The 26,145-nt window shown below is 37.3% G+C and carries 16 protein-coding genes, 3 tRNA genes, 1 pseudogene and 1 riboswitch; of the genes and pseudogenes, 18 read left to right on the plus strand and 2 right to left on the minus strand.

Annotation, left to right across the window (positions count from 1 at the left end):
* Window positions 1-191 precede the first annotated feature (191 nt).
* From FNLLGLLA_RS02460 to FNLLGLLA_RS02470, 3 genes are all read left to right on the plus strand, one after another.
* Window positions 192-268: transfer RNA gene (locus tag FNLLGLLA_RS02460), tRNA-Pro, on the plus strand.
* A gap of 10 nt (window positions 269-278) precedes the next feature.
* Window positions 279-352: transfer RNA gene (locus FNLLGLLA_RS02465), tRNA-Gly, on the plus strand.
* Window positions 353-457: 105 nt separating this feature from the next.
* Window positions 458-534 (plus strand) — tRNA-Arg (locus tag FNLLGLLA_RS02470).
* Between the two features lie 168 nt (window positions 535-702).
* Here FNLLGLLA_RS02470 and FNLLGLLA_RS02475 read toward each other — a convergent pair.
* Together FNLLGLLA_RS02475 and FNLLGLLA_RS02480 are read right to left on the minus strand one after the other, a co-directional pair.
* Window positions 703-1,491 carry a tyrosine-type recombinase/integrase gene (locus tag FNLLGLLA_RS02475; RefSeq protein WP_156697214.1) on the minus strand — a complete coding sequence of 263 codons (789 nt, stop codon included), beginning with the start codon at window positions 1,489-1,491 and terminating at the stop codon, window positions 703-705.
* A gap of 9 nt (window positions 1,492-1,500) precedes the next feature.
* Window positions 1,501-1,665 (minus strand): hypothetical protein, encoded by a 165-nt coding sequence (locus FNLLGLLA_RS02480; RefSeq protein WP_156697215.1) that lies wholly within the window; start codon window positions 1,663-1,665, stop codon window positions 1,501-1,503.
* A gap of 365 nt (window positions 1,666-2,030) precedes the next feature.
* On the opposite strand from FNLLGLLA_RS02480, the gene FNLLGLLA_RS02485 reads away from it, so the two are divergent.
* The 15 genes and pseudogenes from FNLLGLLA_RS02485 to FNLLGLLA_RS02555 all read left to right on the plus strand — a co-directional run bounded on the left by FNLLGLLA_RS02485 (window position 2,031) and on the right by FNLLGLLA_RS02555 (window position 26,065).
* The gene (locus FNLLGLLA_RS02485) at window positions 2,031-2,681 is read left to right on the plus strand and encodes a hypothetical protein (protein ID WP_156697216.1); all 651 of its coding nucleotides are present in this window, start codon (window positions 2,031-2,033) and stop codon (window positions 2,679-2,681) included.
* 398 nt (window positions 2,682-3,079) lie between these two features.
* Window positions 3,080-3,436, plus strand: a pseudogene (gene tnpA, locus FNLLGLLA_RS02490) (IS200/IS605 family transposase); the annotation flags it as partial.
* A 315-nt stretch (window positions 3,437-3,751) separates the two neighbouring features.
* A complete protein-coding gene (locus tag FNLLGLLA_RS02495) occupies window positions 3,752-4,867 on the plus strand; it encodes an Abi family protein (protein WP_156697217.1) in 1,116 nt (371 codons plus the stop codon).
* 434 nt (window positions 4,868-5,301) lie between these two features.
* Complete coding sequence (locus tag FNLLGLLA_RS02500; RefSeq protein ID WP_174892242.1) at window positions 5,302-7,455, plus strand: ATP-dependent Clp protease ATP-binding subunit; 2,154 nt, start codon at window positions 5,302-5,304, stop codon at window positions 7,453-7,455.
* 77 nt (window positions 7,456-7,532) lie between these two features.
* A riboswitch (TPP riboswitch) is annotated at window positions 7,533-7,640 on the plus strand.
* A gap of 78 nt (window positions 7,641-7,718) precedes the next feature.
* Window positions 7,719-9,023: a phosphomethylpyrimidine synthase ThiC gene (gene thiC / locus FNLLGLLA_RS02505; RefSeq protein ID WP_105087091.1), complete on the plus strand. Its 1,305-nt coding sequence runs from the start codon at window positions 7,719-7,721 to the stop codon at window positions 9,021-9,023.
* Between the two features lie 23 nt (window positions 9,024-9,046).
* Window positions 9,047-9,244, plus strand: a complete 198-nt coding sequence (gene thiS, locus FNLLGLLA_RS02510; RefSeq protein ID WP_105087090.1) for a sulfur carrier protein ThiS — start codon at window positions 9,047-9,049, stop codon at window positions 9,242-9,244.
* 1 nt (window position 9,245) lies between these two features.
* The gene (locus tag FNLLGLLA_RS02515; protein WP_105087089.1) at window positions 9,246-10,016 is read left to right on the plus strand and encodes a thiazole synthase; all 771 of its coding nucleotides are present in this window, start codon (window positions 9,246-9,248) and stop codon (window positions 10,014-10,016) included.
* Between the two features lie 9 nt (window positions 10,017-10,025).
* Window positions 10,026-11,126, plus strand: a complete 1,101-nt coding sequence (thiH, locus tag FNLLGLLA_RS02520) for a 2-iminoacetate synthase ThiH (RefSeq protein WP_105087088.1) — start codon at window positions 10,026-10,028, stop codon at window positions 11,124-11,126.
* Window positions 11,127-11,138: 12 nt separating this feature from the next.
* Window positions 11,139-11,777: a sulfur carrier protein ThiS adenylyltransferase ThiF gene (thiF, locus tag FNLLGLLA_RS02525; RefSeq protein WP_105087087.1), complete on the plus strand. Its 639-nt coding sequence runs from the start codon at window positions 11,139-11,141 to the stop codon at window positions 11,775-11,777.
* A complete protein-coding gene (gene thiE / locus FNLLGLLA_RS02530) occupies window positions 11,778-12,425 on the plus strand; it encodes a thiamine phosphate synthase (RefSeq protein WP_105087086.1) in 648 nt (215 codons plus the stop codon). It abuts the gene before it with no gap.
* Between the two features lie 181 nt (window positions 12,426-12,606).
* A complete protein-coding gene (locus tag FNLLGLLA_RS02535) occupies window positions 12,607-13,374 on the plus strand; it encodes a LamB/YcsF family protein (protein ID WP_105087085.1) in 768 nt (255 codons plus the stop codon).
* Between the two features lie 128 nt (window positions 13,375-13,502).
* Window positions 13,503-14,699: an NRAMP family divalent metal transporter gene (locus tag FNLLGLLA_RS02540; protein ID WP_174892243.1), complete on the plus strand. Its 1,197-nt coding sequence runs from the start codon at window positions 13,503-13,505 to the stop codon at window positions 14,697-14,699.
* Window positions 14,700-14,773: 74 nt separating this feature from the next.
* Entirely contained in the window at window positions 14,774-15,517 is a 744-nt protein-coding gene (gene pxpB, locus FNLLGLLA_RS02545) for a 5-oxoprolinase subunit PxpB (RefSeq protein WP_105087083.1), read from the plus strand.
* A 37-nt stretch (window positions 15,518-15,554) separates the two neighbouring features.
* Window positions 15,555-16,526, plus strand: a complete 972-nt coding sequence (locus tag FNLLGLLA_RS02550) for a 5-oxoprolinase subunit C family protein (RefSeq protein WP_414617159.1) — start codon at window positions 15,555-15,557, stop codon at window positions 16,524-16,526.
* Between the two features lie 416 nt (window positions 16,527-16,942).
* Window positions 16,943-26,065, plus strand: a complete 9,123-nt coding sequence (locus tag FNLLGLLA_RS02555; protein ID WP_174892245.1) for an ESPR-type extended signal peptide-containing protein — start codon at window positions 16,943-16,945, stop codon at window positions 26,063-26,065.
* The last annotated feature ends 80 nt before the right edge of the window (window positions 26,066-26,145 follow it).

Below are 26,145 nucleotides of genomic sequence, written 5' to 3' on the forward strand. Positions count from 1 at the left end.
ATATATATTAAAGAATGTATTAATGTATAAGTAAAAAAATTAATGAAGTTGTAAAAAAGTACTTGTCACTAGTTTCTATCAATGATATAATAATTTTCGTTGCAGAGCGATACTTGAGAGAGTAAGAACTCAGCAAGAGTAGTGGTTGACATCAACTACCGGGTTTGCTATAATAGCAAAGTAATTAATGACGGGGCATAGCGCAGTTTGGTAGCGCACCTGGCTTGGGACCAGGGGGTCGCAGGTTCGAATCCTGCTGCTCCGACCATTTTTTATTTGCGGGTGTAGCTCAATGGTAGAGCCCCAGCCTTCCAAGCTGGTCGCGAGGGTTCGATTCCCTTCACCCGCTCCATTTTTTTTTGCCTTTTTTAGGGTATACTAAGATAGGGTGTAGTTGACGATACATAGTACATAATTTATACTATAATAGATAATTCCATATATAGGTAATCCACATGGTTCAGTAGCTCAGTTGGATAGAGCAACGGCCTTCTAAGCCGTGGGTCGGGGGTTCGAATCCCTCCTGGATCACCACTAAGAATGCAGTCACTGCAAGGGTTTACAGCCTTTGCAGTGACTTTTTTATTATCCTGAAACAGTGCGATAGCATATGTCGATAGCATAAATTTACGCAATTATTTGCGCAATTAACTATGCTATCGATTTTGAGTTAAGAATCAAATTATAGATAGATATTTTCCACTAATTGGAATTCTTTTTTTTATTATTGATTGGATGAGCATAGACCTTTATAATCATTTCTGTTGTATCATGGCCTACTAATTTTGCAATAGTGGTATATGGTACGTTTGCATTTATAAGATTACTAATATAGGTATGACGGACTGCATGAGAACTAAGAGGTTTATTAATATTGAGTCGTTTTCCAACTGCTTTAAAATAGCGATTAGTAAAGTTCTTTTTTTCAATAGGACTTGTTCCAACTTGATTAGCTAAAATCCATTTACTCTTAGAGTTCTCTTTTGCTTCTAGTAGTAATTTAACTAACTTAGAGCTAGTGAAAGACACTACTCGGTTACTGCTTTTTGTCTTAGTTGCTTTACGTGCTAGTCCTAATTCTGTTTTACTCCATGAAGCGTTGATATGAAGTTCTCCATGTTTATCGCCTAATATCTCTACTTCATTCCAGTATAGTGCCTGTAATCCTCCAATTCGAATACCTGTTTGAAACAATAATAATATTGTATATTCCAGATTGTGTCCTTTAAAGTAGTCTAAGAATAAATTGACCTCTTCATGTGTTAACGCTTGTTTAGGATGGAGTGGGGCAGTAGTATTGGGTTTGATTAGCCCATCATAAAAGTACTGAGGGATTAAGTCTAAACTATATAGTTTTCGCAGCGTCTGCCGTAATATAACAAAGGTTTTTTTGATAGCTGTTGTATGCTGATCAATAAACCTTTGTATTAACCCTTTATTAAGGTCTTTTATGGCTATTTTACTAAAGTAAGGTTTAAATCGTGATTCAATAAGATGAAGTTAGAACTTTTTTGTAGCAGTGGCTTTATCTCGTTCTGTAAAGAAATGGAGATAAAAAGAGTAATAGTTTTCATCTGCTACAGTATTTGATGATTTTAGTTTTAACTTTCTTGCTGTTAATTCATTGATATAATTTAGTTTATAAATACCTTCATCACGCTTCATAATTATCTTTTGTCGATGTTTTCGATAGTTTTTTTACTGGTAAAACCTTTTAGAATTATAATTTATAATTTTTTCGTTTTCATCTATATATATGTAGATTACGGAGGCAGTAATAGCGAATCCCACTCTTTTGTAGGATATTAGATATACTTCCTTTACTGATTGGAAGTAGAAACATATAATCTCCTTTTTACAATCGGAGCGTATTTGTTCGAGAATGTTGGAATATAGTTTTCTTCGATAAGTAAATAGAGTTATTTGATGAAACAAAAATTTACAGCTACAGTGCTAGTATCTAATAGTATAGAGTCTTAAGTGCATTAAGAGAGAATTCATGTTATAGTAAATTTAAAGAGGTGAGAATAATGGAACATTACATTGAAATTATTGTTATGCTAGCACCTGGATTTATTGCTAAGGAAGTTGCTAGAGCATTAGGAAATGTGAAATCAAGAAGTAGTTCGATAGACCAAATATTAAATTATTTTGTATATAGTATCTTTTGTTTTTTTATAACGCTACTTATGTATACAATTATCAATAAGTTACTTGGTATTGATAGCTTGCAATATTTGCTACTTGTATTCTTGGCCATATTAAGTGGGGTTAGTGTCGGATATGCTTGGCAGTCAATAGTAAAAAAAAATGTTAAGCGTATAATTGATAAGTATACAAGTGCGAATAATGGTTATATGTATTTTCAAGAAGATAGCATGCTCAATAATTGTATGTTAGATGGCAAAGATCATTTAATTCAAATAGTTAAGTCAGGGAATGTGATAGCAACAGGGAAATTTCTAGGAGCAACATTTTCGAATGAAGATACTACTGAAATAAAAATAGATAGCCATCCAGTGTATGCTAGCTGGCTATCTGATGAAAGATATAGTGAGTATTTTGGATACCTACATTCTATATTTGATATTAAAAATGATATCGAAGTTAGAGAATATGACTATCCCAATGGTTTCTTTGAAGAAGGCTTCTCAGCAGATAAAATTACTTCTTCGGAGTAGGTGATGGGGGTGGCGGAGCAGGACGAACAGGCTTGCCACTAGTAGTTTTTTGTGCTCCGTCTCTGCGTTCGTATCCGTCATTGATAGGGTTTGGAGAGTTTTTAGCCATAATATTCCTCCTTTCTATAAAGATATTTTTATTATATCAAAATTATATTGATATGGACTCATTTTTCTAGATATATTATTTACTAGACAAAATACATCGATGTTTCCTTGTATTTTATAGGGGGAGCATTCCTTTTATTGTTGTCTTTAGACTGGTTCGCGACGTAGTCGCGAATCATAAAACCACCCGCTATGCGGGTGCGGCAACGAAAGTTATACAAAAAATCACCTTGCTTAAGTATAATGTAGGTGTTCAAGCCGCATTATATGCAAAAGAAAGGTGATTTTATATGGCAACAAAGACATAGAGTCTTGCGCACACAAAATGGTTATGCAAATACACATAGTATTTACACCTAAGTATAGACGTAAAGTTATATATAATCAAAATAGAAATAGTTTATTTGAATATAAGGGTGTCAAGATTATAGAGGGGGGAGCTCATGGCAGATCATGTGCATATGTTAATATTAATCCTACCTAAAATAGCAGTTTCATCTTTTATGGGATATTTAAAAGGTAAAAGTGCACTTATGATGTTCGATAAACACGCAAACTTAAAGTATAAATTTGGAAATAGACACTTTTGGTCCGAGGGATATTATGCTAGTACAGTAGGTCTAAATGAGGCAACAGTAAGAAAATTTTAAGGGTAGCAAGTAATACATATCCCCTTTGAGGGGAAGGTTACGAGTCAATGGCTATGCGGCTTGAACGTAGTGAAAGCCAGCGCCTTTAGACGCTGGCCTAGTACTATGGGCTTATAGTCCGTGAGCAAACCACCCGTCTTACGAGCAGTTCTGATTGTATAAATTTATAAATAGATGACGTATAAAGTAAATCTATCTTTATTTTTTATCGATAGATATGTAAAATTATATAATAAAATTGATTTTGTTAAGAGGTGTTACGTGTTGGTAATAGTATTGCCTAGTTCTAGATTAGCAAAGGGGCGATTTTAGATGGCAATAAAATCATTTGAATCAAGAAATGGTTTGGTTAATAAATTAAGGTCTCGAGGATTAATATTTGATGAACAAGAGTTGAGAAATACTTTAAAAAAGTTCAATTATTATTCTTTATTTAATGGATTTGAGAATTTACTTTTATGTGAATTACATCCTAAAAAATATGATGCTGTGACACTGAAAGATTTTGAAGCTTTATATGAGTTTGATAAGAAGCTTTCACGCATTATATTTTCTTATTTAAATAAGCTTGAGTCTGCTTTGAAAACGTCGATTGCTTATCACTTTGCTAAATGTTATTGCAATACTCTTGCAAATACAATGCAATATACAAATAAATTAAACTATATGGATCCTCAAGATGATAATATTTTGAGTGATACTTATTGTCCATATTCTAATAACTATCCCTTTTTTAATGATCAAAATAAAAGGATATACTTTAGCTTTAATGATTTTCTGTTCTTTAAGCCGTTTTATTTATCGAATTTAATTAATTATAATGATCATATAGATAAAACTTTTTATAGGTCTCCAACTTATAGTGCGCCAAGAGGTGTAGCTGTATATAGAGATGATGATAATAATTACTATTCAGATGTTGCTGTGCCTATATGGGTAGCTATTGAAACCCTATCATTTGGTGAAGTATTACGACTTCTTCATTATTTAAAAGTTGATGTTATTGAAGGGGTTTTAGATGATTTTAATTTGAGAATTTCAAAACGGTTTGAATTTTTGAATATGCTAGATTTTCTATTGTATTTAAGAAATTGTTGTGCGCATGGCTCGTTAATCAATCGTTTTAATACACCGATTCGTTATATAGTTAACTCTAATATTGTTAGATCATTTGGATTACATCCACAAAAATACTTAAATTATAAACACTCAAAATTATCTTTATTTGATGTATTAAAGATTTTAAGTTATTTCTATTCTTTAAATGATATAAGAAAATTGTTGAAGCACTTTTTTTATTCAAATAATCAAAGAATGGGTGTAAGACGTGGAAATGAGTTGAAAGAAAAAATTTTGAATCAAATGGGGTGTCCTAGATATATAGAGTGGAAATCCTTGTTATCAGGAGATATTTTGTTTGAACTGTAGTTTTTTTGGTTGACGTAACAGTTTACTTTTGATATTATAATAATCAATTAAGTTTGGCTCTTAAGAGCTCTTGGTGATGGAGGCATCACCTACTGGGAAAGGACAACACATTTGTGTTGTCCTTTTTTGGTTAAATTAATAAGATATTTAAAATTAATAAACTATAATAGTAAACTTAAAATATACTTTTAAGTAATGAAAAGACAATTTGATTTTATATAAAAATCAAACTTAATTGTTAATCGTAAACCCAGTATTTATCTACATTCTTTCCTCATAAGTCAAATTAGTCAAAATAAAAGTCAAAAATTCTAATTTGATATATTGACTTTTTGACTTTTAGGGGCTATTATAATGTCATAGGGTAAATAAACCCAGTAAAAATAGTATTAGTCAAATAGTTAAACTCTATGATGTATGAGGGGGTAAAATATATGAACAACAACTTTAACAACTTTGGTAATGAATTTTCTAGCATGAATGATTTGTTTAATCAATTGATGGGTAATATGGGTGGTTATTCTACAGAACGACGTAGTTATAAGATTAATGGTCGCGAAGTAACTCCAGAAGAATTTGCGTTTTATCGTCAAACTGGTCGCTTACCATCTAATGAAGAAATGCAAGCTGCTCAAGCTGCGCAACAAGGTAAAATCAAACAAGATGGAATCCTTGCTCGTTTGGGGACAAACTTAACTCAACAAGCTCGTGATGGTAAACTTGATCCTGTAATTGGTCGTAACAAAGAAATCCAAGAAACAGCAGAAATCTTGGCGCGTCGTACTAAAAACAATCCAGTACTTGTAGGTGATGCTGGTGTTGGTAAAACTGCAGTAGTAGAAGGCTTGGCACAAGCTATTGTAAATGGTGATGTTCCAGCAGCTATTAAAAATAAAGAAATCATTTCCATCGATATTTCCGGATTGGAAGCTGGTACTCAATACCGTGGTTCCTTCGAAGAAAACATTCAAAACCTTATTAAAGAGGTAAAAGCCGCAGGCAATATTATCTTGTTCTTCGATGAAATTCACCAAATTTTGGGTGCTGGGTCCACAGGTGATGGTCAAGGATCTAAAGGCTTGGCAGATATCTTGAAGCCTGCTTTGTCCCGTGGTGAAATGACAGTTATCGGTGCTACAACACAAGATGAATACCGTAACACAATCATGAAAAATGCAGCTCTTGCTCGCCGTTTCAATGAAGTTAAGGTCAATGCACCATCTGCAGAAGATACTTTCAAAATCTTACAAGGCATTCGTCCATTGTACGAAGCGCATCATAACATTGAATTGCCAGATGTCGTTTTGAAAGCCGCTGTAGATTATTCCGTACAATATATTCCGCAACGTAGCTTGCCAGATAAAGCTATCGACCTGATCGATGTAACAGCAGCTCATTTAGCATCTCAACATCCTGTAACAGATATTAAAACATTGGAAGCAGATATTGCAGATGCTAAAGCAAAACAAGAGGAATATGCTCAAAAAGAAGACTATGAATCTGCAATTAACGAAAAAATGCGCATTCAAAAGTTACAAGCAGAGCTCGACAATCACACAGAAAATCAAAAGGTGGTAGCGCAAGTAAACGACGTAGCAGAAGCCGTTGAAAGAATGACTGGTATTCCTGTATCTCAAATGGGGGCGTCTGATATCGAGCGCTTGAAAGATATGAAATCTCGTTTAGAAGCTCATGTAATCGGTCAAGATAAAGCAGTAGAGGCTGTATCTAAAGCAATTCGTCGTAACCGTGCAGGCTTTGACGAAGGCAACCGTCCAATCGGTAGCTTCTTATTCGTAGGTCCTACTGGCGTAGGTAAAACAGAATTAGCTAAACAATTAGCTTTAGATATGTTTGGTAACAAAGATGCAATCATTCGCTTGGATATGTCCGAATATAGTGATCGCACAGCCGTATCTAAATTAATCGGCGCTACAGCTGGTTATGTTGGTTATGAAGATAACTCTAATACATTGACTGAACGCGTACGTCGTAATCCTTATTCCATCGTATTATTCGATGAAATCGAAAAAGCAGACCCTCAAGTTATTACATTACTTTTACAAGTATTGGACGATGGTCGCTTAACAGATGGTCAAGGTAACACAGTAAACTTTAAAAATACTGTTATCATCGCTACATCCAATGCAGGTTTCGGTTATGGTAATGACAGTGATGATGAAAATAAAGTAGATGTAATGGAACGCATCGCGCCATTCTTCCGTCCAGAGTTCTTGAACCGTTTCAACGCAGTTATCGAGTTCAATCAATTAAGCAAAGAAGATTTGAAAAAAATCGTAGATTTAATGCTCGATCAAGTTAATAAGACTTTGGCTAAGAAAGACATTACTCTTGATGTAACTGATGCAGCTAAAGAATTGTTGATGGAACAAGGGTATGATAAAACTATGGGCGCTCGTCCGTTACGCCGTGTTGTGGAATCTGAAATCCGAGATAATGTAACAGATTTCTACTTGGATAATATCGATGTAAAACACTTGCTTGCTGATGTTAAGGATGGACACATTGCAATCTCTGAAAAAGCAGATTCCGATGATAGTAAAGACCAAGATAAGGCTGAGAAATAAACAATAGACGTATAAGTGTCGGAATAATCATTTGACAAATCTGAATAAAGTAGTAATATTAATAGCATAATTATATAGTGAGTATGCAAGGGAGCCTATTATATAGGCTGAGAAAGGGCTGCGAGCACCTGACCTTTATACCTGATCGGGATCATGCCCGCGTAGGAAGCACGCTAATACTTAATACGGGTATCGATCATTTTGTTCGATACCCGTTTTTGCATACCTAACTATATATGTCTTTTATATAGGAGGATGTAAAAATGTTTATGACACAATTGGAATCGGCTGTGGCTGGTGTAGTTACGAAGGAAATGAAAGTTGTCGCGGAAAAAGAATGTATGGATGAAGACGTATTACGTTCACTAGTGGCAGCAGGAAAGGTTGTTATTCCTTGTAACAAGCAACATACTAGCATTTCGCCAGAGGGGATTGGTAAGCGTCTTAGAACGAAAGTTAATGTTAATTTAGGTACATCGAAAGACGTTACTGATTATGATAGTGAAATTGAAAAGGTTAATCGAGCCATTCGACTTGGAGCAGAGTCGATCATGGACCTTTCAACTCATGGTGATACTCGTATTTTTAGACGTAAATTAATCGAGACATCGCCAGTAATGATTGGTACGGTGCCTATCTATGATAGTGTTATTCATCATCAAAAAGATTTGGGTGAATTAACGGCTCAAGACTTCTTGGACACTATCCGATTACACGCTCAAGATGGTGTAGATTTTATTACTATCCACAGTGGTATTACGAGAAAAACAATAGATCAAATCAAGAATCATAAACGGTTGCTTAATATTGTTAGTCGCGGAGGCAGTTTGGTATTTGCGTGGATGAGCATGACAGGTCATGAAAATCCATTCTACGAATACTTTGATGAAATCTTAAAGATTTGCAAAGAATATGATGTTACGTTGTCTTTAGGTGATGCTTGTCGTCCAGGTTGCTTGGCGGATGCAACTGATGTGTGCCAAATTGAAGAGCTTGTAAGGCTTGGTGAATTGGCAAAACGAGCGAAACAATATGGTGTACAAGCTATGATTGAAGGACCTGGGCATGTACCTTTACATCAAATACAAATGAATATGGAAGTTCAAGAATCTTTATGTGATGGAGCGCCATTCTATGTATTGGGACCGCTCGTCACAGATATTGCTCCAGGCTATGACCATATTACGGCTGCTATTGGTGGCGCTGTAGCGGGTATGCATGGTGCGTCCTTCTTATGCTACGTTACACCAGCGGAACATTTAGCCTTACCAAATGCAGATGATGTAAAAGACGGAATTATGGCTTTCAAAATAGCGGCGCATGCTGCAGATATTGCTCGTGGTATTCCTAATGCAAGAGATATAGATGACACTATGGCTAAGGCACGTCAAGTTCTCGATTGGGAGTCACAATATGCTTGTGCCCTTGATTCGGAACGGGCTCGTTCTATTCGTGAAAGTAGAGCACCGGAGGAAGATCATGGTGAAACCTGTTCGATGTGTGGCAAGTTTTGTGCTGTACGCAGTATGAATAAAGCTTTACAAGAAGAATATATTGATATTTTATAAGCTTTTTCATATGGGAGGTCACTATGGATTTAATTGTTAATGGAGAGCCAAAGCAGGTTTCAAACGAGCAACTTCATTTGGTTCTTAATGAATTAGGGTATGCCGGTAAACACTTTGTAGTTGAGCTTAATGGCGAGATTCTTAGTAAGGAAACGTATACAACCACTAAATTAACGGCTGCTGATAGATTAGAAATCGTTAGCTTTGTAGGAGGTGGTTGATATGTTGGATTCATTTACTGTAGGTAATACAACATTTTCTAGTCGCTTGTTAGTGGGGACAGGGAAATATGCATCCTATAATTTGATGCATGATGCATTAGTAGCATCACAATCAGATATTGTGACAGTTGCTCTTAGGCGAGTAGGTACAACACAAAGCGAGGAGGATATAATAAACTATATCCCCGATAGAATGCATTTATTACCGAATACATCGGGTGCTAGAAATGCAGACGAGGCTATACGCATTGCACGTATGGCAAAAGCATTAGGCTGTGGTAATTTGATTAAGATTGAAGTCATTCAAGACCAGATGTATTTGATGCCCGATAATTTAGAGACTATTAAAGCCACCGAGGTGTTGGCAAAGGAAGGGTTTATAGTCTTTCCTTATATGAGTCCTAATTTGATGGATGCAAAGCGACTAGTAGATGCTGGTGCTAATTGTGTTATGCCTCTCGCTTCGCCTATTGGTAGTAATCGTGGACTTGAAGCAAAAGGATTGATAGAGATTTTAATCAACTCTATTGATGTGCCTATTATTGTTGATGCAGGGATAGGACGTCCTTCTGATGCAACAATAGCTATGGAAATGGGGGCTAGTGCTGTTCTTGTTAATACGGCTATTGCTACGAGTTCGGACCCAGTAGGCATGGCACAGGCTTTTTATCATGCTGTAGAGGCTGGTCGCAAGGCATATCTTGCAAAATGTGCACCTAAGAAGTCTGTAGGTAATGCATCTTCACCGTTAACTGGTTTCTTGCGAAAGTAGGGTGATGATATGTCATTTTTAGATGTACTTTCAAGAGTTTCCGACGAAGATATAGCTGACATATTAGGCGCAGTAACTGATGATGAAATACTTTCAACACTCTCTAAACCTAAGTTAGCTATTGATGATGCACTTATTCTATTATCACCTCAAGCCCTGCTGTATTTAGAAGATATGGCCCAGATGGCTCATGAACGGACGGTACAGCAATTTGGTTATACCATACAGCTGTTCACGCCTATGTACATTTCAAACTATTGCGACAATGGTTGTGTGTATTGTGGATATAGTCATCATGGTGGAATTGCCCGTGAAAAGCTAAGTTTAGCTGATATCGAGCTTGAGTCGAAAGCAATCGCTGAAACGGGATTAGAGCAAGTTTTAGTGTTAACCGGTGAATCTAAATCTTGTAGTCCACCGTCGTATATACAGGCTGCCGTAGAAAAATTGGTTTCTATTTTTAGTAGCGTTAGTGTAGAGGTGTATTCGCTTACGCTGGCGGAATATAGAGGATTAGTTGCAGTTGGAGCGGATGGAATGACGATGTTCCAAGAGACATATAATCCTACGTTGTATGCGCAATTACATCCATTTGGACCTAAGAGTGATTTTGCAAAGCGGATTGATACGCCTGAGTTGGCTTGCCAGGCTGGATTTAGAGTGGTCAATATTGGTGCTTTAATGGGCCTTGATGAATGGCGTCGAGAGGCATACAAGACGATGTTACATCTTAATTACCTTATGCAACATTATCCAGATGTAGAATTATCTGTTTCCGTTCCAAGAATTCGACCTTGTGCAGTAGGTTATTCACCAAAACATCCTGTAGATGATACGGCATTGGTTCAATATATTTTGGCTTTGCGTCTTTTGTTTCCCCGTGTGGGAATTACGCTTTCCTCTCGTGAAAGCAAGTATATGCGTGACAATCTGGTGAGACTGGGGATTACAAAAGTTTCAGCTGGCGTAACAACCTCTGTAGGGGGACATACAAAACAAGATGATTCTAGCCAATTTACAATTAGTGACAATCGCAGCGTAAGTGAAATGGCTGCAATGCTCGAAAATAATGGGTATCAACCCATTTATAAAGATTGGCAGGCACTATGAGGAGATATATGTATGGCTCATATGAATAACGAATTTGAAACGGCTATATCCCACTTCTATAGCCCTGAGGAGTTTCGTAAATTGCAGAATTCAGTAGTAGGCGTTTTAGGTGCTGGCGGATTGGGATCCAATTGTGCTGTTAATCTTGTCCGTAGTGGTATTCGAAATCTAATTATTGCAGATTATGACATTGTAGAGCTAAGTAATTTAAATCGGCAATACTATTTTTCGCGTCATGTCGGGCAGTATAAGGTAGAGGCTTTACAAGATGTGTTAACTGCTATTAATTCAAATGTTATCGTTAAGATTTATAAGGATAAATTGACAACCGAGAATATACCTGAAATCTATAAAAAAGCCGATATTTTGATAGAAGCCTTTGATGCGGTGGAAGCTAAATCTATGTTTTTAGAAACTACAATCTCACTAGATGTACCTAAAATCATGGTATCCGGATTGGCTGGAATAGGTAATTCTGATACGTTACGAACTAAAAAGCTAGGTCAAAATTTATATATTGTTGGTGACGAGCATTCCAGTGTAGAAGATGCGTATCCTTATGCACCTCGTGTAGCTATTGCTGCTGCAAAACAGGCGGATCTAGCGTTATCACTTTTACTAGAGAACACCATGTTTAATGAGGTGAAATAAGTGAATAGAAAAGACAAACTAACAGCGGTAATGAATGCTTGCCCTATATATGGAATTACGGGTGGTACTCGAGATGTAGTTCCGCTTGTAAAAGATATGCTAAGCGCAGGGATACGAATTATACAATATCGTGAAAAGGGAAAAACGCCTATTCTGCGATATCAGGAGGCTATGATTTTGAGACGATTGACCTCTAATTATCATGCTCTATTAATTATTGATGATTATGTTGATCTTGCGCTGGCTGTACATGCTGATGGTGTTCATATTGGGCAAGCTGATTTGCCGCCCAATACGGTAAGACGAATTGTAGGGCCTAATATGTTGATTGGCTGGTCAACCCATAGTATATCTGACCTAAAAGCGGCAAACAGATACATAGGTGTTATTGATTATATTGGGGTAGGGCCTATTTTTTCTACACAAACAAAACCCAATGCTAATCCTGTAGGCATTTCTTATATATATTGGGCAAAGCAGTTTAGTAAGGCTCCCATTGTTGCTATTGGGGGAATTAAAACTACAAATGCTGATACCGTTTGGCAAGCGCATCCCGATTTTATTTGTGCCGTTTCTGAAATAACAGAGTCGGACAATATACAAAATACGGTTTATGAGCTTATGACTGGATATAGTAGAGTGAGATAAAAAATTGAGTTTACATAAAAACCACAAGATTAAAATCTTGTGGTTTTTGTATTTATAAAATAATTTTGTAGATTTGATAAATATCCTTGCTAAGATATAGGTTTATTTAGTATAATCGTATCATTAAATTCAATATTCTATAGAATTTATATAATAGATGAAGATGGAGAGGTAATAGTATATGTCTCATTATGTAGATTTAAATAGTGATTTAGGAGAAAGTTTTGGTAATTATACATTAGGTATGGATAGTGAAGTATTAAATCACGTAACAAGTGCTAATATTGCCTGTGGTTGGCACGCTGGAGATCCTCTTATTATGGATGCGACTGTCCGAATATGTAAGGAAAAGGGTGTAGCCGTAGGGGCACATCCTGGTTATCCAGATTTGATGGGATTTGGTCGTCGTGCGATGGCAGTAAATCCTGCGGAGGCAAAAGCCTATATGATATACCAATTAGGTGCACTACAAGCTTTTTGTGATAGTCATGACCTTACTTTACAGCATATGAAGTTACACGGTGCCTTTTACAATACAGCTTGTGTTACGCCTGTAATAGCTGATGCAATTTTAGATGGTTTACAATCGGTAAATCCTAATATCGCGGCCATGGTATTGAGTGGTAGCTATATTGCTCAAGAGGCACAGCGACGAGGTATTCCTGTTATACAGGAAGTGTTTGCCGATCGTGGCTATACAGAGGAGGGAACATTGGTCCCTCGTACAGAAGTAGGTGCTTTCATCAAAGACCCACAAGAGGCTTTAGACCGAGTACTGATGATGGTTACAAAGGGTAAGGTCGTTACTAATACGGGGAAGACCATTGATATTGTGGCAGATTCCATATGTGTTCATGGAGATAATCCTGAAGCGATAGCTTTCACAAAGTATATTCGGGAAGGGCTATCAAAAGCTGGTATAACGGTGGCGAATTTTCAACACCGATAACACTATTAAGAACATTAAAATAAATGCTTAATTAATACTAACAGAAAATACGAATATAAGTATTAAAAGCAAGTATGAGCTTTAAGCAATAAGTATGACATAGATTAATTATTATTTTGGAGGTTCCTATGAAACCAATTACAGGTAAAGCGAGTTTCTCTGTCCTATTAGGGGCAGCTTTCTTAATGGCCACGTCATCTATTGGGCCTGGCTTTATGTTGCAAACAGCAGCGTTTACAAATGAGTTGAAAGCAGACTTTGCATTTGCTATCGTTATATCCGTTATTTTCTCTATTATTGCACAGCTTAATGTGTGGACAATTATTGGTGTATCCCAAATGCGCGGTCAAGATATTGCGAATAAGGTATTACCAGGCCTTGGGTATATAGTGGCATTTTTAATTTCCCTTGGTGGATTAGCCTTTAATATCGGTAATATTGGTGGTGCTTCTATGGGCCTCAATATTATATTTGGTATCGACACAACAACAGCAGCGGCTATTAGTGGTATTTTGGGCATCTTACTATTTACATCTAAGAAGATGGGTGGTGTTCTAGATAATACGGCTAAAGTACTCGGTACGGTTATGCTCGTCCTCATTGCTTATGTAGCATTTTCAACGAATCCCCCGGTAGGGACAGCAGTGACTCATGCGATAGTACCTACGAATTATCCGTGGCTTGCTACGATAACTCTTATTGGAGGGACCGTAGGTGGCTATATAACATTCTCTGGTGGTCATCGCCTTATTGATGCTGGTATTACAGGTCAAGAACATTTAAAGGATGTACGTCGTGCAGCAATTATGGGCATGTCTGTTGATGCGCTAGTTCGTATATTATTATTCTTAGCTGTTCTTGGTGTGGTATCTATGGGATTTGTACTAGATACTAAGGATCCAGCTGGTTCTGCTTTTCTTTTAGGAGCTGGTGAAATCGGGCATAAATTATTCGGTATAGTGTTCTTCTGTGCCGCATTGACCTCTGTAGTAGGGGCTGCCTACACATCAGTATCCTTCTTAAAAACATTGTTTAAGGTGGTAGAACGAAATGAAAAATTGACTATTATGGCATTTATCTTTATTTCCACATGTATCCTGATTTTTATTGGTAAACCAGCATCTCTATTGATTTTAGCCGGTTCTGTAAATGGTTTGATCTTGCCTGTTACGTTGGCAGTTATGCTTGTCGCAACTCATAAGTCTGAAATCGTAGGAACATATAAACACAATAAACTTTTATATTATACAGGGTGGATTGTAGTGCTCGTAACATCTTACATTGGTATTACATCTTTAAAGGGCATTGCTAAGTTACTAGGTTAATTAATTATCTGTGAAAGCACCATTACGTTCGTCTTGAATGTGATGGTCCTTTCTAGTTATAGCAGGAGGTACATATGAAACCTACAATTTCACCTGTAGGGGATTGCGCTATCTCTATTGATTTTGGTCAAGCAATCGATCCAAAGATTAATCGACAAATCCGACAAGTTATAGAGCAGATTAAACTCTTACAGCTAGATGGAATTATTGAACTAGTTCCTACATACTGTGCATTGCTTGTTCAATATGATGCAATGGTATATACGTATTCCGACATTTGTAGAACTATTAATCCTATATTACAAGAATCTGTAACAGACAGCGCAAATGAACGTGTTACGATTGTTGAAATCCCGACCATATACGGTGGCGAGTATGGTCCAGATCTAGGCTTTGTAGCCTCTCACAATCATATAAGTGAAGCTGAGGTTGTATCCATTCATAGTGGTACTGACTATTTGGTTTATATGTTAGGTTTTATTCCTGGTTTTACTTACTTAGGTGGAATGAATCCTCGCATTGCAACTCCGCGGTTGTCTTCGCCAAGAACTTTGATTCCTGCCGGGTCTGTAGGTATTGCAGGAGAACAGACTGGCACATATCCATCAGATTCTCCAGGGGGATGGCAGATTATTGGGCGCACACCTGTGACTATGTATGATATGTCTAAAAAACAAGCTGCATTATTAAGAGCAGGGGACTACGTTCGTTATGTGCCCATCGATGATACTGAATTTTATCGCATAAAATCTTTAGGTTCAGCTTATGTTCCTGTTGTACATGAAGTAGAGGTAGGTGATTTGCGTGGCTTTAAATAGTTTTAAGAAAGCTTCAATCCACGTAGATGGACCAGGGATGTATACAACGATTCAAGATGCAGGACGAGTCGGCTATCAACAATATGGTATGCCTGTAGCGGGGCCTATGGATAGTGAAAGCTATCTATTGGGGCAGGCTTTAGTAGGAAACAAGGAGCCTTTAGGTGCTTTAGAATGCACCGTGCTACCGCCTACACTAACGGTTCAAGGTACATGTATTGTTGCTTTTACAGGGGCTGATATGCATCCCACTATTAATAATATAGTCGTGCCTCGATACATACCTTTTATATGTCATGAAGGAGATATTATTTCTGGTAGCTTTAGCCAATGTGGCGTGCGTATGTATATTGCTTTCTCAGGCGGTATTGATGTTCCTACTATTAATGGTAGCGTATCGACTCATACAAAAGCTAAGATAGGTGGTCTTGAGGGGAGATCGTTACAAGCAGGTGATCAGTTTGGCATTAAAGCATTTACTAGAGACGAAGTGAATGTGTGCGACTTCTATGATGGTCATAACTTATTCAATATCGCCCTATATAACCGCGGCGGCCGTGAGTGTCACGAACCTTTGCGTGTAGTACTAGGGGAGCAAGCAAAGTATTTTACAGAGAAAGGAATCAAGACCTTTGGTAGTAAAATATATACATTGACTGTACAATGTGATCGTATGGGCTTTCGCTTGGATGGCCCTGTTATAGAGCATATAGATGGTGCGGATATTATCTCCGATGGCGCTGTATTTGGTTCTATCCAAGTTCCTTCTGATGGAAACCCTATAGTACTCATGGCAGATCGGCAAACAACAGGTGGCTATACAAAGATTGGTACTGTGATTACGGCAGATTTACCTAGGTTAAGCCAATTACCAGTGGGGGATGGAATTCATTTTGATATCATATCTGTCGAAGAAGCACAAGCGATATATCGTACATATATGAAACGCTTACATAAGCGCATACAATTAGCACACGAACAAAGTGTATATGCCTTTAATGTAACTTAATTGGTTTTCCCTATTTAATTATATAAACTAGCAATAAAGCTATCTTGTAGATTGTTATTTCTATGAGATAGCTTTTTGTTATGTAATGTAAGATGAATTGATGAGGTGGAGGGAAAATATAATCTTATAAAACAAGTTTAAAATAATGATTATGAATTTATATTCATTTTATCTCTTCTTTATGGTATAAAATAAGCCCGTATTTTATATAAATTTGTGATATGAATCACTATAAAACGCATTAATGCTGCATTTGTGCGCTATATAGAATTATGAATAAAAAATGAAAAAGCTTGATAGTGTATTAAAGGTTTTGATATACTTATAATATTGAAAATTTTGGAATTCTCGTATGACTTACCATATGATAAAACATCGAGGGAGCATTAATATTACTATAGTTTATAGGAGAAAGTATGAATAAGATTTTTAAAGTGGTTTGGAGCAAATCAAAAAACTGCTACGTAGTAGTATCTGAGTTCGCTAAGAATAATAGTGGCAAAAAGAAAACTGTTGTAGCAGCAATCTTGGCTGCATTAGCAATGACTAATGCTAGCATCTCTATGGCGGCAAATACTTTGCCTACAAATATGCATGCAACAGCAGTAGGCTTGGGGGCTGGTGCTTCTGTTACTGGTGATAAAGCTGTAGGTTTCGGTCAAAATGCAGCAGCTGCTGGTGGATATTCTATTGCAATAGGTTCTAATTCTAGTACCAGTGTTAACAGTCCACAAGGAATCGCTATTGGTGGTGGTAATACTGCTAATGAAGGTGCAAGAGTAATTGGGGAGCAAGCAATTGCCATTGGGGGAAATACAATAGCTCAAGGTAACTCTTCTATTGTTATTGGTGGCGATGATGTAGTTAAAGCCGATGGTGTAAATGTTATTTACACTACGAATAATGGTGAGAATAAAACTGGGGATTTGCGTAGTGCAGTTCAAAGCTTAACAGGATTTGATATGAGAAACCCACTATATACATCGGCAACGGCTGGTGAATCCGGTATCACATTAGGCATGAAAGGTCAGTCAGGCAATGTGGGCATTGCCATTGGTACAGGTGCAAATGCGAAGGATCGTTTATCAGGAACTTCTAGTGGGGCTTCTGGTCAAGCCAATAATGATGTAACAAATGCTATTGCTATTGGCACAGGGGCTAGGGCAAATCGTGATAATGCTATTGCCATCGGTGGTGGTTCTAACACTGATGTAGGCGGTACAAAACAATCTAGTTATACTTTGCCAAATAACGTTGTTGCTTCCTGGGCTGGTGGTGATAAAACATTGCCAGGTGACGTTGTATCTTTTGGTTCTAAAGGGTATGAACGTCAGTTGAAACATGTGGCTCCTGGTGAAGTAAGTGCTACTTCCACAGATGCAATTAATGGCTCTCAACTTAGCGCTATTGTAGACCAAATCGCTTATAAATATATATCTATAAAATCTTCTGATGCTGCTAATAAAGATAATACTGGTGCTACGGCAGCTAATTCTATTGCTATTGGCCCAAATGCCGCAACAGACGCATCTGCGAGTCGTTCTGTAGCTGTTGGTGATGGCGCTAGAGGTAAAGTAGTAGATGGTGTAGCTGTTGGTTCAAAATCTACAGCTGATATTGCTTCAGGCGTAGCGGGATATAATGTTAATGCTAGTCGTACAGATATATATGATGGTTTAAGTGGTGCTGCCCTAACGTCTAAATTAGGTGGTGTTGCTGTTGGTACGATAAACCAAACACGTCAAATTAACTATGTTGCTGCAGGTACTGCTGATACAGACGCAGTAAACGTGGCACAGTTAAAGAGTGTTAATCTAGCTTTTACAGGTGATACTGGTACAGGCGATGTGAACCTTGCTAATAGTAAATTGGCTGTAAATGGTGATAATACATACATCAGCACTACAGCTAATGGTAAGAAAATTACAGTTTCTGGTAAAAAGCAAGACATCACTGTAGCAAATGGTAGCGCTACAGCGACTGCTGGTATGGCGGATTCTGCTAACGTAGCTAATGCAATTAATCAAGCGATTGATCAAAATAAATATGGTTGGAATCTTTCTGCTAATGGTGAAGCTACACCAGTAGCGGTTGAAAAAGGTAATACAGTAGATTTTTCTGGTGACGATAATGTTGCGGTTACTAGAAATGATAAGAAAATCTCTGTAGCTTTGAAAAAAGATCTTTCTAAATTAAACAGTGCTTCTTTCAATAATGCTGGCGGTAATGAAACTGTTAAAATTGATGGTGATAAAGGTATCAATGCTGGGAATTTGAAAGTTGCTAATGTAGCAGATGGTGTTGCTGATAAAGATGCTGTTAATGTATCTCAATTGAAAAAAGTTGATGATAAAGCTGAAGCTAACAAAATTGCTATTGATACAAATAAAACTGCAATAGCTAAAAATGCAGGTGATATTGCAACAAACAAAACAGATATTGCTGCCAATAAGGACAGTATTGCTGCGAATACGCAAAAAATTGCTGACAATAAAACTGCAATAGATAAAAATACTGGTGAAATTGCTACAAACAAAGGGGATATTGTTTCTAATAAAGCTAATATTGCCCAAAATACTGCTGCTATTGGTCGTAAGATTTCTTTAGGTGGTAACTCTGGCTCTACCGATGAAAAATCCTTGAGCACAGGTGATGTGAAATTTAACGTAAAAGGGGAAAATGGTCTTACTACTGTTGCTAATGGCGACGATGTGACTGTTAAACTCGATGATGTAACTAAAAATAAACTCGACAATGCAGCTGATCGAGACTTGAGCAATTTGACTCCTAATGGTAAACAACAAGTTAAGGACTTAGCAGCTTGGAATGTAGTCGCTAATAATGAGACGGCTGAAAAGGTTGAAGGTAATAACACTGTTAAGTTTATTGATGGTGATAACATTTCTATTACTCAAAATGGTAAGGACTTCACCATTTCTGCTAAGAAAGATGTAACCTTTGATACGGTAACAGCTACTCAAACGATTACAGCGCCAAAGGTTAAAGCGACAATTGGAGTTGAAACACCTCAAGTAACAGGCTTGACGAACACTGCGTGGGTTCCAGGTCAAACACAACCTGTATCTGGTCGTGCAGCCACAGAAGACCAATTGAAACATGTTGATGATCAAGTAGCAGAAAACAAAGCCAATATTGCTGATAATACAGCTAAGATTGGCAAAAATGCTGATGCCATTGCAGATAACAAGCAAAAAATAGCTGACAATAAAGATGCTATCACTAAAAATGCTAGTGAGATTGCAATAAACAAAGGGGATATTGCTTCTAATAAAGCTAATATCGCTCAAAATACTACTGCTATCGCTCGTAAGATTTCTTTAGGTGGTAACTCTGGTTCGACTAATGAAAAATCCTTGAGCACAGGTGATGTGAAGTTTAACGTAAAAGGTGAAAATGGTCTTACTACGGTTGCTAATGGCGACGATGTGACTGTTAAACTCGATGATGCAACTAAAGGTAAAGTTGACAATGCAGCTGATCGAGATTTGAGTAATTTGACCCCTGACGGTAAGCAACAAGTTAAGGACTTAGCAGCTTGGAATGTAGTCGCTAATAATGAGACGGCTGAAAAGGTTGAAGGTGGTAACACTGTTAAGTTTATTGATGGTGATAACATTTCTATTACTCAAAATGGTAAGGATTTCACCGTTTCCACTAAGAAAGATGTAACCTTTGATACGGTAACAGCTACTCAAACGATTACAGCGCCAAAGGTTAAAGCGACAACTGGAGTTGAAACACCTCAAGTAACAGGCTTGACGAACACTGTGTGGGTTCCAGGTCAAACACAACCTGTATCTGGTCGTGCAGCCACAGAAGACCAATTGAAACATGTTGATGATCAAGTAGTGGAAAATAAAGCCAATATCGCTGATAATACAGATAAGATTGGCAAAAATGCTGATGCCATTGCAGATAACAAGCAAAAAATAGCTGACAATAAAACGGCAATTGATAAAAATGCAGCTGATATTACTACTAATAAGGATAATATTGCAGACAACAAACAAAAAATAGCCGATAATAAAACGGCAATTGATAAGAATACTGGCGACATTGCTACAAACAAAGCTGACATTTCAACTAACAAAGATAACATCGCAATCAATAAAGCTAACATCGACAAAAACACGACAGCTATTGGCCGTAAGATTTCTTTAGGTGGTAACTCTGGTTCGACTGATGAAAAATCGTTGAGCACAGGTGATGTGAAATTCAATGTGAAAGGTGAAAATGGTCTTACGACTGTTGCTAATGGCGACGATGTGACAGTTAAACTCGATGATACGACTAAAGGTAAAATCGAGAATGCAGCGGACCAAGACTTGAGCAATTTGACTCCTGACGGTAAGCAACAGATTAAGAACTTAGCAGCTTGGAATGTAGTCGCTAATAATGAGACGGCTGAAAAGGTTGAAGGTGGTAACACTGTTAAGTTTATTGATGGTGATAACATTTCTATTACTCAAAATGGTAAGGATTTCACCGTTTCCACTAAGAAAGATGTAACCTTTGGTACGGTAACAGCTACTCAAACGATTACAGCGCCAAAGGTTAAAGCGACAACTGGGGTTGAAACTCCTCAAGTAACAGGTTTGACCAACACTGCATGGACTCCGGGACAAACACAACCTGTATCTGGTCGTGCAGCTACAGAAGACCAATTGAAACACGTTGATGATCAAGTAGCAGAAAATAAAGCCAATATCGCTGATAATACAGATAAGATTGGCAAAAATTCTGATGCCATTGCAGATAACAAGCAAAAAATAGCTGACAATAAAGCTGCAATTGATAAAAATGCAGTAGATATTGCCACTAACAAAGACAATATTGCTGCGAACAAAACAGATATTGCTACTAATAAGGATAACATTGCAGATAACAAGCAAAAAATAGCTGATAATAAAACTGCAATCACTAAAAATACTGACAATATTGCTACCAATAGACAAAATATTGCTGATAACAAAGCGGCTATCACTAAAAATGCTAGTGATATTGTAACTAATAAGGATAACATCGCAACCAATAAAGCTAACATCGACAAAAACACGACAGCTATCGGTCGTAAGATTTCTTTAGGTGGTAACTCTGGTTCGACTGATGAAAAATCTTTGAGCACAGGTGATGTGAAATTCAATGTGAAAGGTGAAAATGGTCTTACGACTGTTGCTAATGGCGACGATGTGACAGTTAAACTCGATGATGCAACTAAAGGTAAAGTTGACAATGCAGCTGATCGAGATTTGAGTAATTTGACCCCTGACGGTAAGCAACAAGTTAAGGACTTAGCAGCTTGGAATGTAGTCGCTAATAATGAGATGGCTGAAAAGGTTGAAGGTGGTAACACCGTTAAGTTTATCGATGGTGATAACATTTCCATTACTCAAAATGGTAAGGACTTCACCATTTCTACTAAGAAAGATGTAACTTTTGATACGGTAACAGCTACTCAAACGATTACAGCGCCAAAAGTGAAAGCGACAACTGGAGTTGAAACACCTCAAGTAACAGGCTTGACGAACACTGCGTGGGTTCCAGGTCAAACACAACCTGTATCTGGTCGTGCAGCCACAGAAGACCAATTGAAACACGTTGATGATCAAGTAGCAGAAAACAAAGCCAATATTGTTGATAATACAGATAAGATTGGCAAAAATGCTGATGCCATTGCAGATAACAAACAAAAAATAGCCGATAATAAAACGGCAATTGATAAGAATACTGGCGACATTGCTACAAACAAAGCTGACATTTCAACTAACAAAGATAACATCGCAATCAATAAAGCTAACATCGACAAAAACACGACAGCTATTGGCCGTAAGATTTCTTTAGGTGGTAACTCTGGTTCGACTGATGAAAAATCGTTGAGCACAGGTGATGTGAAATTCAATGTGAAAGGTGAAAATGGTCTTACGACTGTTGCTAATGGCGACGATGTGACAGTTAAACTCGATGATACGACTAAAGGCAAAATCGATAATGCAACTGATCGAGACTTGAGCAATTTGACTCCTGACGGTAAGCAACAAGTTAAGGATTTAGCAGCTTGGAATGTAGTAGCTAATAATGAAACAGCTGAAAAAGTTGAAGGTGGAAACACTGTTAAATTCATCGATGGTGATAACATTTCCATTACTCAAAATGGTAAAGACTTTACCATTTCCACTAAAAAAGATGTAACCTTTGATACGGTAACGGCTAACCAAACTATTACAGCGCCAAAAGTGAAAGCGACAACTGGTGTTGAAACACCTCAAGTAACAGGCTTGACGAACACTGCGTGGGTTCCAGGTCAAACACAACCTGTATCTGGTCGTGCAGCCACAGAAGACCAATTGAAACATGTTGATGATCAAGTAGCGGAAAATAAAGCCAATATCGCTGATAATACAGATAAGATTGGCAAAAATGCTGATGCCATTGCAGATAACAAGCAAAAAATAGCTGACAATAAAACGGCAATTGATAAAAATGCAGTAGATATTACTACTAATAAGGATAATATTGCAGATAATAAGCAAAAGATAGCTGATAATAAAACGGCAATTGATAAGAATGCAGGTGATATTGCTACTAATAAGGACAATATTGCTGCGAATAAACAAAATATTGCTGATAACAAAGCTGCTATCACTAAAAATGCTAGTGATATTGCAACTAATAAGGATAACATCGACAAAAACACAACAGCTATCGGTCGTAAGATTTCTTTAGGTGGTAACTCTGGTTCGACTAATGAAAAATCCTTGAGCACAGGTGATGTGAAGTTTAACGTAAAAGGTGAAAATGGTCTTACTACGGTTGCTAATGGCGACGATGTGACTGTTAAACTCGATGATGCAACTAAAGGTAAAGTTGACAATGCAGCTGATCGAGATTTGAGTAATTTGACCCCTGACGGTAAGCAACAAGTTAAGGACTTAGCAGCTTGGAATGTAGTCGCTAATAATGAGATGGCTGAAAAGGTTGAAGGTGGTAACACCGTTAAGTTTATCGATGGTGATAACATTTCCATTACTCAAAATGGTAAGGACTTCACCATTTCTACTAAGAAAGATGTAACTTTTGATACGGTAACAGCTACTCAAACGATTACAGCGCCAAAGGTTAAAGCGACAACTGGGGTTGAAACTCCTCAAGTAACAGGTTTGACTAACACTGCATGGACTCTAGGCCAAACACAACCTGTATCTGGTCGTGCAGCTACAGAAGACCAATTGAAATACGTTGATGATCAAGTATCAGAAAATAAAGCCAAGATTGCTGACAATACAGATAAGATTGGTAAAAATGCAGAGGCTATTGCGGATAACAAACAAAAAATAGCTGATAATAAAGCTGCAATTGATAAAAATGCAGTAGATATTGCTACTAACAAAGATAATATCGCAACTAATAAAGCCGATATAGCAACTAATAAAGATAATATTGCGACGAATAAACAAAATATTGCAGATAACAAAGCGGCCATCACTAAAAATGCTGGCGATATCGCAGCCAATAAAGCTAATATTGATAAAAATACAGAAGCTATTGGTCGTAAGATTTCCTTAGGTGGTAATACTGGTTCAACCGATGAGAAATCCTTAAGTACAGGCGATGTGAAATTCAATATTAAAGGGCAAAATGGTATTGTTACTGAAGCTAATGGAGACGATGTAACTGTCAAATTAGATGATGCTACGGCTAATAAAATCAACAATGCAGCAAATACGGATTTGAGCAACTTAACAGATGCTGGTAAACAACAAGTTAAAGATTTATCCGCATGGAACGTAGTAGCTAATGGTAATACTGCCGAAAAAGTTGAAGGTGGCAATACAGTTAAGTTTATCGATGGTGATAACATTTCCATTACTCAAAATGGTAAAGACTTCACAATTGCTACTAAACAAGACGTAACTTTCAATATTGTAAAAGCAAATCAAACCATTACAGCACCAAAAGTGAAAGCTACAGAAGGTGTAGAAACACCTCAAGTAACGGGTTTGACTAACACTGCATGGACTCCAGGTCAAACACAGCCTGTCTCTGGACGTGCCGCCACAGAAGATCAATTGAAACATGTTGATGATCAAGTAGCAGAAAACAAAGCCAACATTGCTGATAATACAGATAAGATTGGTAAAAATGCTGATGCCATTGCGGATAACAAGCAAAAAATAGCTAATAATAAAGCTGCAATTGATAGAAATGCTGCTGATATTGCAACTAATAAGGAGAATATTGCTGCGAATAAACAAAATATTGCTGATAACAAAGCGGCTATCACTAAAAATACTAGTGATATTGCAACTAATAAGGATAACATCGCAACCAATAAAGCTAATATCGACAAAAACACGACAGCTATTGCTCGCAAGATTTCTTTAGGTGGTAACTCTGGTTCTACCGATGAAAAATCGTTGAGCACAGGTGATGTGAAATTTAATGTGAAAGGTGAAAATGGCCTTACTACGGTTGCTAATGGCGACGATGTAACTGTTAAACTCGATGATGCAACTAAAGGCAAAATTGATAATGCAGCAAATCAAGACTTGAGCAACTTGACAGAGACTGGTAAACAACAAGTTAAAGATATATCTGCATGGAATGTAACGGCTGCTGGCGGTACCGTTGAAAAAGTACAAGGTAGTGATACCGTAAAATTCCAAGCTGGTGATAATCTTGTAGTTAACCAAGATAGAACTACTTTCACATATGGCTTGGCTAAAGACTTAAAAGGCCTAAACAGTGTTATTGTAGGTGATGAAAACGGTGTATCTACTAAAATCACTCCTGCAGGTACAACTGTGAAAGATGCAGCTGGCAACTCTACTACAATTAATGGGGGTGGTATGACTATTACTCCTGCAGATACAGCAGCTAGCCCTGTATCACTTACTGTAGACGGCTTAAATAATGGTGGCAACAAAATTCATGGAGTAGCGCCTGGCACAGCTGATACTGATGCAGTAAATGTTAGCCAATTGAAAGCATCTAATGCTGGTTTACAAGAAGCTGTTAACCGTGTCGGTACTGAAACACAACGTGTTGGTGCTCATGCGGCAGCTATGGTAGCGTTGAAACCAATTCAATATGATCCATTGGAACCAACACAAATTATGGCTGGCATCGGTAACTACCGTGGTGAAACTGCTGGTGCCATCGGTATTGCTCACTACCGAACTGAAGATACTATGTTCAACGTAGGTGTTTCACTTGGCACTAGCCATAACATGGTAAATGCAGGTGTAACGCATAAATTTGGTGGTAGTCGTGAAAGAAAAGACGCTATTCCAGAACGCTATAAGGCGGGGCCTATTAGCTCTGTTTATGTAATGCAAGATGAAGTATCTAGTCTCAAAAAAGAAAATAGTAATCAAAAAACGGTTATTGCTAATCAAGCAGCGCGTCTAAATACATTAGAAGCTGAAAATGAACGTCAACGTCAAGAATTGGCTGAAACTAAACAAGGCTTAGATGACTTGCGTGCCGTAGTAAATCAATTATTAGCTTCTAAAGGTTAAGAGTTGAGAACTAATTTTGATAATAGTCTAAGATAGTTATTTCTCTGTAAAACTAAAGAACCTCTTATACATTGTTGTAC

The organism is Veillonella parvula, from assembly GCF_902810435.1.
Taxonomy (GTDB): domain Bacteria; phylum Bacillota; class Negativicutes; order Veillonellales; family Veillonellaceae; genus Veillonella.